General features: G+C 57.8%; 14 protein-coding genes. 11 read left to right on the top strand and 3 right to left on the bottom strand.

All coding sequences use genetic code 11. From position 1 onward, the window contains the following. The first annotated feature begins 1 nt into the window (after position 1). Together ADN01_RS16470 and ADN01_RS16465 are read left to right on the top strand one after the other, a co-directional pair. On the top strand, positions 2–2,803 hold the full coding sequence (locus tag ADN01_RS16470) for an HD domain-containing phosphohydrolase (RefSeq protein ID WP_062419136.1): 2,802 nt from the start codon (positions 2–4) through the stop codon (positions 2,801–2,803). Then, the gene (locus ADN01_RS16465; RefSeq protein ID WP_062419135.1) at positions 2,796–3,626 is read left to right on the top strand and encodes a formamidopyrimidine-DNA glycosylase; all 831 of its coding nucleotides are present in this window, start codon (positions 2,796–2,798) and stop codon (positions 3,624–3,626) included. The genes ADN01_RS16470 and ADN01_RS16465 overlap by 8 nt, the downstream gene beginning before the upstream one ends. Before the next feature lie 180 nt (positions 3,627–3,806). Here the strand turns inward: ADN01_RS16465 and ADN01_RS18905 are convergent, their stop codons facing one another. Together ADN01_RS18905 and ADN01_RS16445 are read right to left on the bottom strand one after the other, a co-directional pair. Then, entirely contained in the window at positions 3,807–4,859 is a 1,053-nt protein-coding gene (locus ADN01_RS18905; protein WP_082142882.1) for a cupin domain-containing protein, read from the bottom strand. A gap of 4 nt (positions 4,860–4,863) precedes the next feature. Continuing rightward, positions 4,864–5,298, bottom strand: coding sequence for an OsmC family protein (locus tag ADN01_RS16445; protein WP_062419134.1), 435 nt, complete (start codon positions 5,296–5,298; stop codon positions 4,864–4,866). A 231-nt stretch (positions 5,299–5,529) separates the two neighbouring features. Between ADN01_RS16445 and ADN01_RS16440 the strand changes: the two genes are divergently transcribed. The 9 genes from ADN01_RS16440 (at position 5,530) to ADN01_RS16400 (ending at position 14,394) form a co-directional block, all read left to right on the top strand. Then, positions 5,530–6,399, top strand: coding sequence for a sugar phosphate isomerase/epimerase family protein (locus ADN01_RS16440; RefSeq protein ID WP_062419133.1), 870 nt, complete (start codon positions 5,530–5,532; stop codon positions 6,397–6,399). Beyond that, positions 6,396–7,121, top strand: a complete 726-nt coding sequence (locus ADN01_RS16435) for a GntR family transcriptional regulator (RefSeq protein ID WP_062419132.1) — start codon at positions 6,396–6,398, stop codon at positions 7,119–7,121. Before ADN01_RS16440 ends, ADN01_RS16435 begins: the two co-directional genes overlap by 4 nt. After that, positions 7,118–8,743: a fructoselysine 6-kinase gene (gene frlD / locus ADN01_RS19950; RefSeq protein ID WP_075071289.1), complete on the top strand. Its 1,626-nt coding sequence runs from the start codon at positions 7,118–7,120 to the stop codon at positions 8,741–8,743. The genes ADN01_RS16435 and frlD overlap by 4 nt, the downstream gene beginning before the upstream one ends. Then, on the top strand, positions 8,725–9,474 hold the full coding sequence (locus ADN01_RS16425; RefSeq protein ID WP_062419131.1) for a GntR family transcriptional regulator: 750 nt from the start codon (positions 8,725–8,727) through the stop codon (positions 9,472–9,474). Before frlD ends, ADN01_RS16425 begins: the two co-directional genes overlap by 19 nt. A gap of 318 nt (positions 9,475–9,792) precedes the next feature. Next, complete coding sequence (locus ADN01_RS16420; RefSeq protein WP_062419130.1) at positions 9,793–11,148, top strand: amino acid permease; 1,356 nt, start codon at positions 9,793–9,795, stop codon at positions 11,146–11,148. A 73-nt stretch (positions 11,149–11,221) separates the two neighbouring features. Beyond that, a complete protein-coding gene (gene frlB, locus ADN01_RS16415; RefSeq protein WP_062419129.1) occupies positions 11,222–12,244 on the top strand; it encodes a fructoselysine 6-phosphate deglycase in 1,023 nt (340 codons plus the stop codon). A 19-nt stretch (positions 12,245–12,263) separates the two neighbouring features. After that, the gene (gene frlC / locus ADN01_RS16410) at positions 12,264–13,085 is read left to right on the top strand and encodes a fructoselysine 3-epimerase (RefSeq protein WP_062419128.1); all 822 of its coding nucleotides are present in this window, start codon (positions 12,264–12,266) and stop codon (positions 13,083–13,085) included. A 17-nt stretch (positions 13,086–13,102) separates the two neighbouring features. Continuing rightward, a complete protein-coding gene (locus ADN01_RS16405) occupies positions 13,103–13,951 on the top strand; it encodes an amidohydrolase family protein (protein WP_201778698.1) in 849 nt (282 codons plus the stop codon). A 14-nt stretch (positions 13,952–13,965) separates the two neighbouring features. Then, positions 13,966–14,394, top strand: a complete 429-nt coding sequence (locus ADN01_RS16400; protein ID WP_062419127.1) for a secondary thiamine-phosphate synthase enzyme YjbQ — start codon at positions 13,966–13,968, stop codon at positions 14,392–14,394. Positions 14,395–14,402: 8 nt separating this feature from the next. Here the strand turns inward: ADN01_RS16400 and ADN01_RS16395 are convergent, their stop codons facing one another. After that, positions 14,403–15,341, bottom strand: a complete 939-nt coding sequence (locus tag ADN01_RS16395; RefSeq protein WP_062419126.1) for a pentapeptide repeat-containing protein — start codon at positions 15,339–15,341, stop codon at positions 14,403–14,405. Between the last annotated feature and the right edge of the window lie 114 nt (positions 15,342–15,455).

Below are 15,455 nucleotides of genomic sequence, written 5' to 3'. Positions count from 1 at the left end.
TGTGGATTCGAACTTGGCCCGCACCAACAGAAAAACAAACCCCCTCACCGACAAACTGCGGGTTGTGATTGTGGAAGACAACCCCGATGATGCCGATTTGATGCTCATGAACCTCAGCCATGAGGGCTTTTCGGTGGATTGGCGGCGGGTGGAGAACGAGACGGATTTTCTGAAGGCGCTGGAAACCCCGTGTGACCTGATTCTTTCGGATTGGAATTTGCCGCAGTTCAGCGGGCTGCGCGCACTCCAGCTGCTAAAAGAAAGCGGTCTAGAAGTTCCCTTTATCTTGGTGTCGGGCGGGATTGGTGAAGAAACCGCTGTGGCGGTGATGCGGCAGGGCGCGGCTGATTATCTCAAAAAAGACCGTATGGACCGCCTGGGTCAGGCGGTGAAAAACGCGCTGGAGCAGAAACGGCTGCAGGAGGAGTATCAGAAAGCCGCGGCGGCTTTGGCTGCTTCCGAAGCTGAGCTGCGGGCTTTGTTTGCTTCCATGCGCGATGTGGTGATCGTGATTGACCGCGAAGGGGTTTATTGTAAGATCGCACCCACCCAACCAGACCTGTTGGTGCGGCCGGCGGAGGAACTGCTGGGGAGGCGGCTGCTGGATGTATTCCCAACCGATCAGGCTGTGGAATTTCTCAGCGTGATCCATAAGGTGCTGGATACGCAGAAAACCCACTACATTGAATATGAATTGCAGATTGAGAACCGGCCTGTTTGGTTTGAAACCTCTGTCTCCCCCATGTCGGATGAGGATGTGATCTGGGTGGCGCGCGATATCAGCGAGCGCAAACAGGCCCAGGCCCAGATTCAACTGCAGGCGGCCGCGCTGGCCTCCACCGCCAACGCCATCATGATTACAGACCCTGGCGGCAAGATCGAATGGGTGAACCCGGCGTTTACTACCTTGACCGGCTATACCCTTCAGGAAGCTGTCGGCCGCACTCCGCAAATTCTAAAATCTGGAAACCAGGACCCGCGATTCTACCAGCAGTTGTGGGAAACCATTCTGGCGGGAAGGGTTTGGCGGGGTGAGCTGGTGAACAAACGCAAAGACGGCAGTCTGTATCATGAAGAGCAGACCATTTCGCCGGTACGCGACTCGGATGGGAAAATTCTAAAATTTATCGGTATTAAACAAGATATCACCCAGCGAAAACAAACCGAAGCCAGAGTGTTAACCCTCCTCCAGCGCCAGACACAAATTGCCGCGTTCGGGCGCGAGCTGGCGAATACACGCGATTTGCCTACCATCTTTCGCATCTCACAGCGCACCTTGAAACAGATGATGGATCTCGTTTTTTTTGCTGTGACCTTGATGGATGCCGAGACCCATGAGCTTAAGGCCGTTTATGCCAACCTGGATGACGTTGAGCTTGACCTGAACTCCCACCAGATCCTGAAATTGAAAGACACACCGATTAATGAGATTCCCTTAAAGGCCATTCAAGAGCGAAGGCCGATCACCACTGGCAACTTAACCAAGACTCGCAAGACCCTGGCTGCTCTGCGTGTTTCCGGCGCACAGGAGATTCGTTCGGCTTGCAGCCTGCCGATGCTGGCGAATGATCAGGTGATTGGACTGATCGAACTGCAAAGCCCGAATGAAAACGCTTTTCTGCCCGAAGACCTGGAATGGCTGAGCACCATCGCCAACCAGATCGGGCTGAACATCCAAAACGCGATGTATTTTGCAGAAATTCAACAGAAAGTGGATGAGCTGTCTACCCTGGCCATCATCGATTCGGCGGTGATCTCCCACCTTGAGCCCGAAAGAACCTATGCCGTTATTCTGGAACAAGTGACCCTCAGCCTGAAAGTGGACGCTGCTGTGCTGCTTTTATTTGACCCCAAAAGCCAGATGTTGGCGTGTGCGGCTGAGGTGGGCTATCTGTCCCCCGATATTTTACAAATGCGGCTGGAGCTGGGTGAGAGTCTGGCCGGAAAAGTGGCCCTGGACCGGCAATTATTACATAAGAACCTGGATGATCGGGATACTCCACCTTTTTTGAAAGAGGAATTTATCCCGAAAAGTTTTCTGGATTATTACGGCATCCCTTTGATCGCCGATTCTCAGTTAATTGGGGTCCTGGAAATTATGCACAGCAGCAGGCTGATTCCAAATGCCAATTGGCTGCGCTTTATGGAAATTGTAGCCGCCCGGGCGGCCGTCGCCATCCATACCATTCAGCTGTACGACAACATCCAGGATTCTCACCAGGAATTGCTGGAAGCCTATGAACTGACCATTGAAGGCTGGTCAAAAGCGATGGACTTGCGGGATAAGGAGACAGAGAACCATACCCAGCGGGTGACAGAGATGACGCTGCGCCTTGCGGAGCGCTTTGACATCCACGAGGATCAATTGGTGCATATCCGCCGCGGCGCACTGCTGCACGATATTGGAAAGCTGGGTGTGCCCGATCAAATTTTGCTGAAACCGGGCGCGCTGACCCCGGAGGAATGGAAAATCATGCGCCGGCACCCGGATCTGGCCCATGAGATGCTTTACCCGATTGAATATCTGCGCCCATCCCTGGACATCCCTTACTGTCACCATGAGAATTGGGACGGCGAGGGTTACCCGCGCGGGCTGAAGGGCGAAGAAATCCCTCTGGCGGCGCGCATATTCGCGGTGGTAGATGTGTTCGACGCACTGACCTCCGACCGGCCCTACCGCGAGGCCTGGTCTGTTCCAAAAACCCTGGCGTATATCCGGGAGCAGGCTGGAAAACGGTTGGACCCGTGCGTTGTGGATGTTTTTATTGAAATGCACAGCGCGAAGGAGATTTCCTATGATTGAGATCCCTGAGGCAGCCACGCTGGGGCATCAGATCCGTGAAGAGCTGACGGGGCGCCGGGTGGTGACGGTGCTTGCGGGCGCCGCGGCGCACAAATTCGCCTGGTATCACGGCGACCCGGCCGGATACGCGCCCCTGCTGGAAGGCGACACACTGGTTTCGGCGGCGGCGCACGGCGGCATGCTGGAATTGCACACCCAGCGCGCGCTGCTGCTGTTTCATGACGGCGTGAACCTGCGCCTGCATCCGGCGGCCGGCCCTGTGCCCGGTAAACACCAACTGCTGCTCACCTTCGATGACGGCAGCGCGCTTTCGGCTTCGGTGCAGATGTACGGCGGGCTGTACGCCTGGGACCGCCGCGAGACCTTTGACAACCCCTATTACCGCATCGCGCTGGAAAAGCCCTCCCCGCTGGAGCCGGAACAGTTCACGCAGGCCTATTTTATGCAGCTGCTGGCCGGCCCGGATGTGCAGAAGCTGAGCGCCAAGGCTGCTTTGGCTACCGAACAGCGCATCCCCGGCCTGGGCAACGGCGTTCTGCAGGACATTTTGTGGAAGGCGCGCCTTTTGCCCCGGCGCAAGATCAGCAGCCTGACGGAGGAGGAGGCCCAGAAGCTGTACGTCAGCCTGATGAGCACCCTGGCCGAGATGAGCCGTCTGCGCGGGCGGGACACCGAAAAGGACCTGTACGGTATCCCCGGCGGTTACTTGACGGTGATGTCGGCGAAAAACGCGGGCGCGCCCTGCCCGGCCTGCGGCCGCGCGATTGTCAAAGAGGCCTACATGGGCGGCAGTGTGTATACCTGCCCGAACTGCCAGCATTAGCCGGGGCGGGGGAGGGGGGCTTTTCTGCTAATCCCCCTGAGAAAAGCCGCGTAGTATGCACGGTTCGGGTCCGTGAGGTCGGCGGTTCCCGCGCGGAGGCAGCGGTTTTCTGATGACGAGGCGGGGGAAAAGAAAAAGGCCCCGCAGGTGGTTCCGCAGGGCCTGGGTGGGGCGGTGCTGCTAGTGCAGCAGTTCGGTGTGGTCCATCAATTTGCCGTCGATAAAGGCCTGAACGGCGGCGTCAATGTCGCTCTGGTCGGTGACCAGGGGCTGGATGTTCAAGCGGCGCATGCTCTCATAGGCCCCCATGCCCATGCCGCCGCACAGCAGCACCTTGCAGTCGGAGATGGCTTCAGCCATGCTGACGTGTTTGTTGTGCGAGGCGGCGTCCGTGCCGTGTTCGGGGCCGTGCTGGTGATCTTCGACGTGAGCCTCGGCGCTGAACTGGTTGTGGCCCAATTTGCTGCGCATTTCGCGCGATACGATCTGCCCGCCTTCGATGGTGAGCACCAGGTAGTAGGGGGCGCGGCCAAAATGCTGGCTGATGGTTTTGCCATCATCGGTAATGACAGCGATTTTCATGAACAACTCCTTCTTCATGGTTTCGGGTGAAAAATGCCGCCCGCCCACTTCTTCGCGCTCATCGGCGGGGTAGAGGATGAGCAGAAGCTGGGCGGTTTCGCCGCCGGTGTTTTCCCAGCAGTGGGGCAGATGGGCTTCAAACACCAGGCTGTCGCCGCTGTGCAAAAGGTAGTCCTCGCCGTCAATGCGATAATGGATGCTGCCGGACAGGCAGAAGACAAATTCATGCCCGGTGTGGACGATCATACGGTCGCCGCTGCCTGTGCCGGTTGAGAGCGTGACCAGGAAGGGCTGAACGGCGTGCCCCGCCAGATCTTTGCCCAGGTTCTGCATCTGCGTGCGGCCAAATTCGGCCTGGGGGCGCTGGCTGGCGGGGGTAAAGACCACGTGCTTTTCGGTGGGTTCCTCTTCAAAAAAGGCGGTGATGGGCACCGCCAGCGCGCGGGCAAGCTGCTGCAAGGTGCTGACCGAGGCGGAGGTTTTGCCGTTCTCGATCAGGCTGAGGGTGTTAATGTTCAGCCCGCTGCGGTCGGCCAGGGCGCGCAGTGAATAACCGCGCTGCGTGCGCAGTTCGCGAAGGCGCTTCCCGACCAGGAATTCAGCCGGGGTGAGGGAGGAGGGGGAGGGCCGGTCAGCCGCAGCGGGGGACATGCATTTACTCCGCGATCAGTTCGATGGGGGTGGTGTTGAAAACGTTGTCCGAAATCGGGCAGCGCGCGTCAATTTCATGCAGGAAGGCTTCTTTTTCCTGCTGGGTCATGTCGGCGTCAATTTTGGCGACCACGCGCACACCGCTAAAACCGGCGCGGACTTCGGTACTCTTGCCCATCAACACATCCGTATCCAGCTCGCCTTCGACATGCGCTTCAATCTTGCGCACGGGCAGGTGGCGCTGCCTGGCGATGATGGTGCCGATGGTGACCACGCAGCCCGCCAGGGAGATGAACAGATATTCCAGGGGGGTGGGGCCGGCGTCGCTGCCGCCGCCCGCGGGGGGCTGATCCACGATGGCGACGTGTTGGCGAGCGCGGGTTTCGATCTTATAATTTTCAACCTGTACGGCGTCTACTGAGACCAATTTTTTAGGCATTGCGAAGCTCCTTTGAAGTGATTTACCAATATTATAGTATTGATTGGGGCAAATGCCACTAATTTATACCAATTGATGATGAATGTCAGTTCAAACCTGCCTGAGTGTAATGTTGAATTGAGGAAAAGGGTTAATAGATGAGTTGACTTAATTTTTATACCATGCTATACTTGGATTATCTCGATTACAACAAACATCACGACTTATCTATGGATCTGCGCGAGGCTGAAAATGATCCCCCTTTCGATGGATAACATCTCGGTGATGAGCGTTCAATACTGGCATACCTCGTTTGAGTATTTTTTATCCTCGATGGAGCGCTGTCAGTTGAAGAACATCGAGCTTTGGGCTGGCGCGCCGCATTACAGCTACGACTGTTTTGAGACGAGAGCCGAAGCCGAGGCGCACATCCGCGCCATGCGCCGCCAGATCGAGGCGCGCGGGATGCAGGTGGTGATGCTGACGCCAGAGCAGTTGAATTATCCCATCAATATCGCCGGGCGCGAGGCGGGCTACCGTAAAAAGTCGCTGGATTACTTTACCCGTGCGATGGAAGATGCACTCTTGTTCGGCGCCGACCGGGTGTTCATCACCTCAGGCTGGGGCCTGTTGGACGAGCCGCGCGAAGATGCCTGGCGGCGTTCGGTGGATTCGTTGGGGGAATTGTGCGCGCGGGCTGAGAAAATGGGCGTTTCCCTGGTGATTGAACAGCTTCAACCGTATGAATCCAATTTGCTGACCACCTGCGACGATATGGTGCGGATGCTCAATGAAGTGTCTTCGCCAGCTCTCCAATGCTGTGTGGACCTGGTGGCGATGGCGGTGGTGGGGGATGAGTTGCAGGATTTCTTTGACCGCCTGCCCGGCAAAGTGCGGCATATTCACTTTGCGGATGGAAACCCCTCGGGGCATTTTATCTGCGGTGACGGCAACCTGCCCCTGCGCGGTTACCTGGCCACCCTGGAAGCCAACCAGTACAGCGGCTATTTGACGCTGGAGATCAACGACTCAATCTATTGGGATGACCCCCACACCTCGATTGCCCGCAGCGCAGAGTTTTTACGCCGCTGGCTGCCGGAAACGGTTGAGAAAGCCGCATGACCCCGGTAAAGATTTTCCACAGCCGCCCGCGGGACGAGATCGTTGAACGCATTGAGTGTTTGATGATTGAGCAGCAGTTAAAACCCGGCGACCGTTTGCCTGGGGAGCGGGAGCTGTGTGAGGCGTGGAACTGCAACCGCATGACCTTCCGGGCGGCGGTGAAACGGCTGATCGCGGAAGGCCGGCTGGTGAACATGCCTTCGGTGGGCAATTTTGTGGCCCCAGCCCGACTGGAACGCTATTTACAAGACCTGACCTCTTTTTCCGACTTTGTGATGCTGCAAGGACGCAAAATTGAAAACCGGCTGGTCAGCCAGGGGCTGCTGCCGGCGGCGGCGCGCATTGCGGAAAAATTACAGGTTAAAGAAAGCAGCGACATCTTTCAGTTGGTACGCTTGCGGGCTGTAGATGAAACGCCGGTGTCTTTGGAATCGGTCATGCTGCCTTGCCAGCGGTTCCCAGGCATTCACCGCTATAACTTCGAGCGTCTCAGCCTGTATGGGGTGTTGGAACGCAAATACGGGGTGATTTTTTGCAGCGGTGAGGAAGAGATCAGCCTCACTTATGCCGATGCGAACGAAGCGGAACTCCTGGGTGTGCAGGAAGGCGAGGCCCTGTTCTACCTGAAAGGCCTCACCTGGGATGAGCAGCACAACCCGATTGAATTGATCAAATCGGTCTCGCGGGTGGATCAAATTCGCTTTGCGGGGATCCTTCAATGAGCGAAATGGGAGTGTGGGCGATGCGTGTGGCAGCCGTGGGCGACAATTGTGTGGATGCCTATGCTCATTTGAGCAAATCCTACCCGGGGGGCAACCCGGTGAATGTGGCCGTGTATCTGCGCCGGCTGGGCATGGACGCATCGTACACGGGTATGGTTGGCAATGACGCCTACGGTTACTTAATGAAAAACGCCCTGTACGCCAAGGGTGTGGATATCTCTCATCTGCACACCCGCCACGGGCGCACGGCCGTGACCCAGGTGGAACTGGTGGAGGGAGAGCGGGTTTTTGGCGACTATGACGAAGGTGTGATGGCCGATTTTAAGCTCACCGAGGCGGATGTCGAATTCCTGTGCCGCCATGACCTGATTCACACCGGCATTTGGGGAAAAATTGAGCGCGATTTGGGCAGGCTTCAGCAGCGGGGGATGCGGATCTCTTTTGACTTCGCCGATAAGTTGGATCACGAGGTGGTGGGAATTGCCCTGCCGCATGTGGATTATGCTTTTTTCTCCTACACTCACGAGGACGAATTTATCCGCAGCTACCTGCAGCTGGCCCAGCAGGCTGGCCCGCGGGTGGCTGTGGCCACGCTGGGCGAAAACGGCAGCCTGGCTTATGACGGGCACACCTTCACGCGGTATGGAATTGTGCCGGTGGACGTGGTGGACACGATGGGGGCGGGGGATTCTTTCATCGCCGGCTTCCTTCGGGCGGCGCTCTACGGTGAGCAGCTGGGCGACTGCCTGAAGGCTGGGGCGGAGAACGCGGCCGTGACCTTGCAATACATGGGCGCATGGGAGCTGGAAGCCAACACCAAGCAGGTGCTGGATGCGGCGGCCATCGGCGACAACTGCATGGATGTCTATCCTGCGTTAGGGACGGCCTACCCGACTGGAAACGTGGTGGATTTTGCCATCCACCTGCGCCAGCTGGGCGTGCCGGTGTCGGTGATCAGCACCACGGGGGAGGATGACTACGGCCGGCAGATGGTGGATGCGCTGCGCGGTGAGGATTTGGACCTGTCTCATTTTCACACAGCGCCCGGCCTCACTGCGGTGACGTATATGGAACTGGATGGGAATGAGCGCATCCACGGCGAGTATGCCGAGGGAGTGTTGGAGACGATGGTTTTTTCCAAAGAGGATCTGGGCTTCGCCGCGCGCCATACGCTGGTGCACAGCGCCTTTTGGGGCAAGGCGCATGAGCATCTGGCCGACCTGCACGCCCACGGGGCGGTGGTCAGCTTTGACTACGCCACCAAAATGGACGATGCACTGGTGCCCCAAACCTTGCCCTGGGTGGATTATGCCTTCTTCTCCATGCGCTGCACGCCAGAAGAGGCGCAGGTCCCCTTGCGCCGGCTGCACGGGTTGGGGGCGGGGGTGGTGGTGGCTACCCTGGGCGAGCAGGGCAGCGTGGCTTTTGATGGCAAGGATTTTTACACATTCGGGATTGATCCGGTGGAGGTGGTGAACACGGTGGGCGCCGGGGATGCCTTCATCGCCGGATTTATGGCCGGGGTGCTGCGCGGCGAATCCCTGGAGGATTGTTTGAAATCCGGCGCAAAAACGGCCTCTTCAATTTTGGGAATTTTTGAACCATGGCGAAAGACACGCTGAGCGCTCCCCATAAAAACCCGATTTACATGCAGCTGCGCGAAATCCTGCGCGCGCGCATGGATGACGGCGAATATATTCCTGGGGCGGCCATCCCATCGGAGAGCGAGCTGGCCCAGGAATTTGGCGTACACCGCCTGACCGTGCGCAGCGCCATCACCGCCCTGGTGCATGAAGGCTTGCTGAAGCCTGTGCAGGGCAAGGGCGTGTTTGTGATGGGAAAAAAGCTGGGGCGCGATTTGGAACGCCTGACCGGGTTTCGCCAGACGATGCGTGAACGGAATGTGATTCCAGACACGCGGGTGATGTTCATGACGCGCAGACCGGCGGGGCTAAAGTACGGTCAAATTTTAGAGATGGATCCCGAAGCGGAAGTGTATTATATCCGGCGGCTGTGTTTGGCAAATGATGACCCGGCTTCGTTCGAAGATATTTTTATTCCGTGTTCCTTGTTGAACGACCTCGAATCGGTGGATTTGAACGTTTTTTCCCTGTTCGATATTTACAAGTTTAATGGGATTCAGGTGACCCGCGCGTGGCAAACGCTGTCGGTGACCCAATTGGATGCCAAGGACGCGCGCATCTTGCAGATCAAACCGGGGACTGTGGTGCTGATGTTTGACTGCATCAGCCGCGATGCAGCCGGACGGGTGGTGGAATACAGCCGTTCTTGGGCGCGCAGCGATAAGGCCAGCTTTACCGTGCATTACCAACGCGAGCCGAAGCAAAATTGATGGCGGCATAGGAGGGCAGAATATATTCAAATGCATTCATAGGCACTCTTAAGTAAACCGGACGGCTGGATCTTTTTTTGACCGATAAGGAGGCTGCTCAGAAATAATCGGAAACGGATGCTGCACACCTCAACAAATGAAAAAAGGAGGCACAGACAAAACGAGTCTGCCTGTGCCTGGCCAACCACCCGTGGAGAGGGATAACCTGACCAGTGACCGCCTCTCCCGGATCATTGGGGAGTTTAATTCTATCACGCTTGACCCAACGGTTGATAGAATTTTGCTCCCGTCACAGAAGTTCGGATGAAGGAGTGAAACATGTCAACAGCTGGATCCAAAGATCTTGGCCGGAAACTGGGCCTCAGCGCAGCCCTGGCGATCGCCGTGGGGACGACGGTAGGCTCAGGGATTTTTGCGTCGGTGGGTGAAGTCGCCGCGGCGGCGGGTTCGCCCCTGATGACGATCCTGGCCTTTGTGATTGGCGGCCTGATCATCATCCCGCAGATGATGGTGTATGCGGAGCTGTCCACGGCCTATCCGGTGAACGGCGCGGACTATATCTACTTGAAAAAAGCCGGAAGCCGCCCGCTGGCGTTCTTGAGCGGTTGGGCCACTTTTTGGGCCAATGACCCTGTGTCTATTTCGATCATGGCGCTGGCCATTGTGCGTTTTCTGGGCTTTTTGGTGCCGGGAATTTCGGACATGGGCGGCAAGCTCATCGCGGTAGTGGCGGTGTTGTTCTTCATGTATCTGCATTTGCGCTCGGTGGAAATTGGCGGCGGCTTCCAGACGATCATCACCGCGGCCAAGATCATCCCCTTCGTACTGGTGATTGGCCTGGGGATCTTCTTCCTGCGCGGTGAGTATGTCAGCGCTGCGCCCGCGGTCGACGCCCCGATGGGGCTGATGGCCCTGCTGGCGGGCATTTCCGCCACCAGCTGGTCGTACACTGGCATGGGTGCAGTGACCTATATGTCGGGCGAATTCAAGAATCCCGGCAAAGTGCTGCCGCGCGCGCTGATTGGGGCCTCTTTGATCGTTTTGGCGCTGTATTCGCTGCTGGCACTGGTGGTGAGCGGCCTGCTGCCCTTCAATGAGCTGGCGGCTTCGGGCACGCCCATCGCCGATGCGGTGGCTAAGTTGCCGGTGATCGGCCCCATCGCGGGTATTTTTGTGGCCGTGACGGGCATCATCGTGATCATCGGCTCGCTCTCCAGCTGCATCATGTACCAGCCCCGCCTGGAGTGGGCGATGGCGCGCGACGGCCTGTTCTTCAAAGTGTTCGGGCACACCAACGAAAAGTATGAGACCCCCGACTACTCCATTATCATCCAATGCGCGCTGGGGATCATCCTCATCTTCGCGTCCAACTTCGTGGAGCTTTTGGGCTATTTCACCCTGGTGCTGCTGCTCAAGAACATCCTGACCTTTGGCTCGGTCATTTGGAACCGCAAGAACGCGGACTACAACCCGGTGTACCGTATGCCGGTGTGGTGGCTGACCACCTTTGTGGCGATTGCCTCTTCCCTGATCCTGGTGGTGTCCACCTTCCAATGGGCGCCGGTTCCGGGGCTGGTCGCGGCGGGGATTGTGGTGGTGACCGGACTGCCTGTGTACTATTATTGGGAAAGTCAGAATAAGAAAAACGCGGCTCGCGAAGCTGCGCAAAAGTAGGGCGATTCTCCTCTTCAGCCGGTGCGGCTGCTTTAATAACAGCCGCACCGGAAGTTCAAAAAGATAGGCGTCTATGTTAATCATTGATAAGAATAAAGTAGATTTTTTGGTGACTGCCCACATGGTTGAGGAAGTGCAGCAGATTTTGGATCGCGATTTTCCCAAAGTTGCTGCCATTGTGGACGAGGTTCTGAGCGGTGGCCTGGATAAGGTGTATTTTGTGGCCTGCGGTTCGCCCCTGAGCGCGGCGGAAACGGCCAAAGCCTTGTTTGACCAGTACAGCACCATTCCATGTGAGGCCTACAGCGGCTGGGATTTTTGTCATGCAACTCCGAAGAAGCTGGACTCGCGCTGTCTGGTGATTGGCATTTCCCACTACGGGAAAACGGAAGAAGTGATCCGCGCGCTGGAAATTGCCGCCCAGCGCCAGGCCGTGGTGGCCTGCGTGACCAACAAGGCTGATAACCCTCTGGCAGCGTTGGGTAAATATGTGATTGATTACCACGCGGAGAGCATTTGGGAAGCGCACACGCTGATCAGCTATGCCTTTGCACTCAACATCATTTCGCGCTGTGAGCCTCACCCCGAAGTGGACGCCATCCTGGCGCAGATCCCACGCCTGCCGGACATCCTGGGACGGCTGATTGCCTCGTACGAAGAAACCGGGCGGGCTTTGGGTGAGCGGGCTTCCAAATGGCCGTTTATCTACACCGTGGCGGGCGGTATTTTGAAACCCCTGGCGTATAAAGAGGGGATTGTGACTTTGATGGAATTCACCTGGACCCACGGCTCAGTTCTGAACAGCGCCGAGTTTCGCCACGGGCCTTTGGAAGTTGTGGAAGAGGGGGTTCCCTTCATCTTCCTCCTGGGGACCGATCCCAGCCGCGAGATCACGGAACGCACCTTGAATTTTGTGAAACGCTATACCTCGGATGTGATCACCTTTGATTATGCAGAATTAGGTGAGGGGCTGCACCCGATGTTGGCTCCGATGATCTTGTTTGTGCCGATGGAATGGTTCAGCTATTACCTATCGATCTATAAGGATCATAACCCCGACGATCGCCGCTATTACGGCGGGCTGGTGGAGTATTAGGCTGGAGTTTGAGGACATCATGAAAATTGGAATGTTCACCATGGGTTACATGCGCTACCCGCTGGAGCGGGCTTTCATGGACGCGGCGCGCTTTGGCTACGACGGCATTGAGCTGTGGGGCGGACGGCCGCACGCTTTTCCACCCGATCTGGCGGCGGGAGCGCTGGAAGATGTGATGCGTCTTTCGGTGCAGTACGATGTGCCCATCATCGGCTTCACCCCTGAAACGAACATGTACCCGTACAATATGATGATCGGGACAGAGGCCATGCGGCGCGAGAGCCTGGATTACATCAAGCTTTCGATGGATATGGCCAAGAAAATGGATGCAGGTTTTACGCTGATCTCGGCCGCGCACGCCGGTTACGACACCCCGCGCAAGGAATACTGGGCGCGCCTGATCCGCAATTTGAAAGAGTTGGCGGCGCATGCCGAGGCGATTGAGATGGATCTGCTGTTGGAGCCGCTGACCCAATACGAAAGCAATGTGGTGGTCACCTGCAACGATCTGGTGGAGGCTTTGGACGAGATTCATTCGCCGCGCCTGTTGGGCATGTGCGACATTTGCCCGCCGTTCTGCAATCAGGAACCCATCATGAGCTATTTCCACAAGCTGGGCGACCGTCTGCGCCATCTGCATATCATTGACAGCGACGGCCGTTCGGATATGCACCTGGTGCCAGGGGAGGGCAGCATCCCGCTGCGCCAGTTGTTCCGCGAGATCGAAGCCGTAAATTACCGCGGTTTCTGCACGATTGAATTGGTAGCGGCCTACATGAATGAGCCTTCTTTGTACAGTTCGCTGGCCATTGAGCGCGTAAACGACCTTTTGGATGATTAAGCCGGAAGGCGCTGCCGATGAGCCTGGTGATTGATATTCACACCCACCCCGCTTTCTTCGAGGCCATCAACGCCGATGAGGAGCGGCTTCATTTGCGCCAGACCTGCCTGGGGCTGTACAAGACCGGTGCAGCTCCATTGGCGCACATCTTCAACCAGATGAAATACGCCGGCATTGACCGCCTGGGGCTGCTGCCCTTGGATCTGACCACCACCCACGGGGTGGAACTGGTGAGCAACGCCGAGATTCATCATCTGGTTTCGCTTGCGCCGGAGAAATTCATCGGCTTTGCCAGCGTGGATCCCCGTCGCAAAGATGCGGTGGAGGTGTTGGAATATGCCTTTGGGGAGTTAAAGTTGAGCGGGCTGAAGCTGCATCCCGCCAAGCAGAAGTTTTACCCGATGGATGAGGGGCTAGACGCGGTGTATGCCTGCTGCCTGCGCCATAACAAGCCCATACTGTTTCATGCGGGCATCAGCCTACAGCCGGATGCTCCCTCGCAGTATGCACGCCCAGAACATTTTGAGGCCGTGGCCTTGCGGTACCCGCGGCTTCGTATGTGCCTGGGGCACTTTGGCTGGCCGTGGGTGGTAGAGACAGCCGCGCTGCTGCTGAAATATCCCAACGTGTATGCGGACACAGGTCTGCTGTATTTTGACAGCGCCCGAGAGTTCTATCAGCATGTGTTCACGCGCACCCTGGGGCAGCATTGGGTGGACCGCAGTCTGCGGCATCAGGTCTTGTTTGGCTCCAACAACCCGCGTTTTGAGCAGATCCGCATGGTGGAAGCCCTGCACACCCTGGGGTGGCGCGCGAGCACCCTTGAACTGGTGCTGGGGGGTAACGCCTTGGAATTTTTGGGATAAAGGATGGGAAGCCCGTGTACACTCTGGAGAAAATCACCTTTTTAACCGAGCAGTACAATCAGCTGATCCCCATCACCCAGGCTGTGCGGGATGTGGCGGCGCGCTCACAAATTCGCAGCGGGTGGGTGGGGGTGGTGACCCTGCACACCACCACCGGTATTTTGGTGAATGAGCGTGTGGAATGTCTGGAGGTGGATATTCAGGAAGCGCTGGAGCGGCTGGTGCCGGAGGATCACCCCTATATGCACGCGCGGATTCTGCCCTCCTACGGGAGCACGGCGGGCAACCCCACCGGCCACCTGAAATCGATGCTGACGGGTAACCACTGCCTCTTTCCACTGCACGAGGGGGAAATGGTGATGGGAGAGGCGCAGGAGATTTATTTTTGTGAATTTGACGGCCCCGCCCGACGTACAGTGGTGATCAGCGTTTTGGGGGAGTAGAGGGAGTCTTAGAGCTTATTGGCCAAATCGGAGATTTCTTGTTGGCGCTGGAATTTTCGGCCGTTCTCGTTGCTCACCTTGCGGCCGTCCCACAGCCAACAATCCACCACCACGGCGGATTCCAGGGCGGCGGGCAAAGGCGCCGGGCGGCCTTTTTCGCTGGCGGGGGCGGGGTCATCCCAGCGGCAGCGGCGGAAATTGACATGCTGCAGCACGGCCCCACGCCAATAAGCGCCGCGCAGATCCGCGCCTTCCAGATGCGTGTCTTCTAATTGGGCTTTTTTGAAATCACAGCCGCTCAGGTCGGCCTCGCGCAGGTCGGCGTGGGTGCAGCGGGCCTGGGTGAGGTTGGCCCTCGCCAGGTGGGCGCCGTGCAGGTGGGCGTGATGAAAGCGCGCCTGGGTCAGGTTGAGGCCTTCCAGGTGAATGTGCGCGGCGTGGGTGCGGTCGAAAAACGCGCCCTGGAATTCCAGGTCAGTTTTCTCAAGGGAAAGGTGCGGCAGCCACCCCATTTCGTGCAGCAGGCCAAGCAGGCCGCCTTTGCCGCGGGGGTCCAGGCTTTGCAGCGCGCCGCGCAGAATGTGCAGCGCCTGGGGGGCGTCGTGGGGGGGCGATGGCAGGGATTGGCGCACGGCCCTCAGGGCCTGTTCGCGTTGGGCGGCCAGGGTCTGTACTCTTTCCAGATGTTCCTGACGGTTCTTTTGGGCCAGGTCGTCTTGATCTTCCAACCAGGCGGAAACCCACACGGCAAACAGGGCGGCCGCGGCGAATTCGAACCCTTTGAGCAGGGTGAAGGTGGCGTAACCGCTCCAGGCCAGGCTGTCCACCGTGCCCAGTTGGCGCAGACCGGCGGCGGTCAGAGTCCACAGCAAGATGACGGCCAGGGCAGCCAGACCGGCCAGGCGGGCCCAGCCCCAGGGATTCAGCGGGGGTTTGATCCAGCGCATGAAATGAGGAATCTCCTATCCACAGGGATGTACTCTGATTGTATCGCGTTTGTGCTTTTTAACCGGGAATGGGGCGGCGAACACCCGCGGCACCGCAGGCGCCGGTTGGATGGG

Origin of the sequence: Levilinea saccharolytica, from assembly GCF_001306035.1 — a bacterium.
In the GTDB taxonomy this organism is placed as follows: domain Bacteria; phylum Chloroflexota; class Anaerolineae; order Anaerolineales; family Anaerolineaceae; genus Levilinea; species Levilinea saccharolytica.
This window is presented reverse-complemented; position numbering and strand designations above follow the sequence as displayed.

Bases quoted from the DNA above. Each gene is read 5' to 3' on its own strand.
- ADN01_RS16435 (WP_062419132.1), top strand. From the start codon at position 6,396: ATGACCCCGGTAAAGATTTTCCACAGCCGCCCGCGGGACGAGATCGTT.
- frlC (WP_062419128.1), top strand. From the start codon at position 12,264: ATGAAAATTGGAATGTTCACCATGGGTTACATGCGCTACCCGCTGGAG.
- ADN01_RS16425 (WP_062419131.1), top strand. From the start codon at position 8,725: ATGGCGAAAGACACGCTGAGCGCTCCCCATAAAAACCCGATTTACATG.
- frlD (WP_075071289.1), top strand. From the start codon at position 7,118: ATGAGCGAAATGGGAGTGTGGGCGATGCGTGTGGCAGCCGTGGGCGAC.
- frlB (WP_062419129.1), top strand. From the start codon at position 11,222: ATGTTAATCATTGATAAGAATAAAGTAGATTTTTTGGTGACTGCCCAC.
- ADN01_RS16405 (WP_201778698.1), top strand. From the start codon at position 13,103: ATGAGCCTGGTGATTGATATTCACACCCACCCCGCTTTCTTCGAGGCC.
- ADN01_RS16440 (WP_062419133.1), top strand. From the start codon at position 5,530: ATGATCCCCCTTTCGATGGATAACATCTCGGTGATGAGCGTTCAATAC.
- ADN01_RS16420 (WP_062419130.1), top strand. From the start codon at position 9,793: ATGTCAACAGCTGGATCCAAAGATCTTGGCCGGAAACTGGGCCTCAGC.
- ADN01_RS16445 (WP_062419134.1), bottom strand. From the start codon at position 5,298: ATGCCTAAAAAATTGGTCTCAGTAGACGCCGTACAGGTTGAAAATTAT.
- ADN01_RS16395 (WP_062419126.1), bottom strand. From the start codon at position 15,341: ATGCGCTGGATCAAACCCCCGCTGAATCCCTGGGGCTGGGCCCGCCTG.
- ADN01_RS18905 (WP_082142882.1), bottom strand. From the start codon at position 4,859: ATGTCCCCCGCTGCGGCTGACCGGCCCTCCCCCTCCTCCCTCACCCCG.
- ADN01_RS16465 (WP_062419135.1), top strand. From the start codon at position 2,796: ATGATTGAGATCCCTGAGGCAGCCACGCTGGGGCATCAGATCCGTGAA.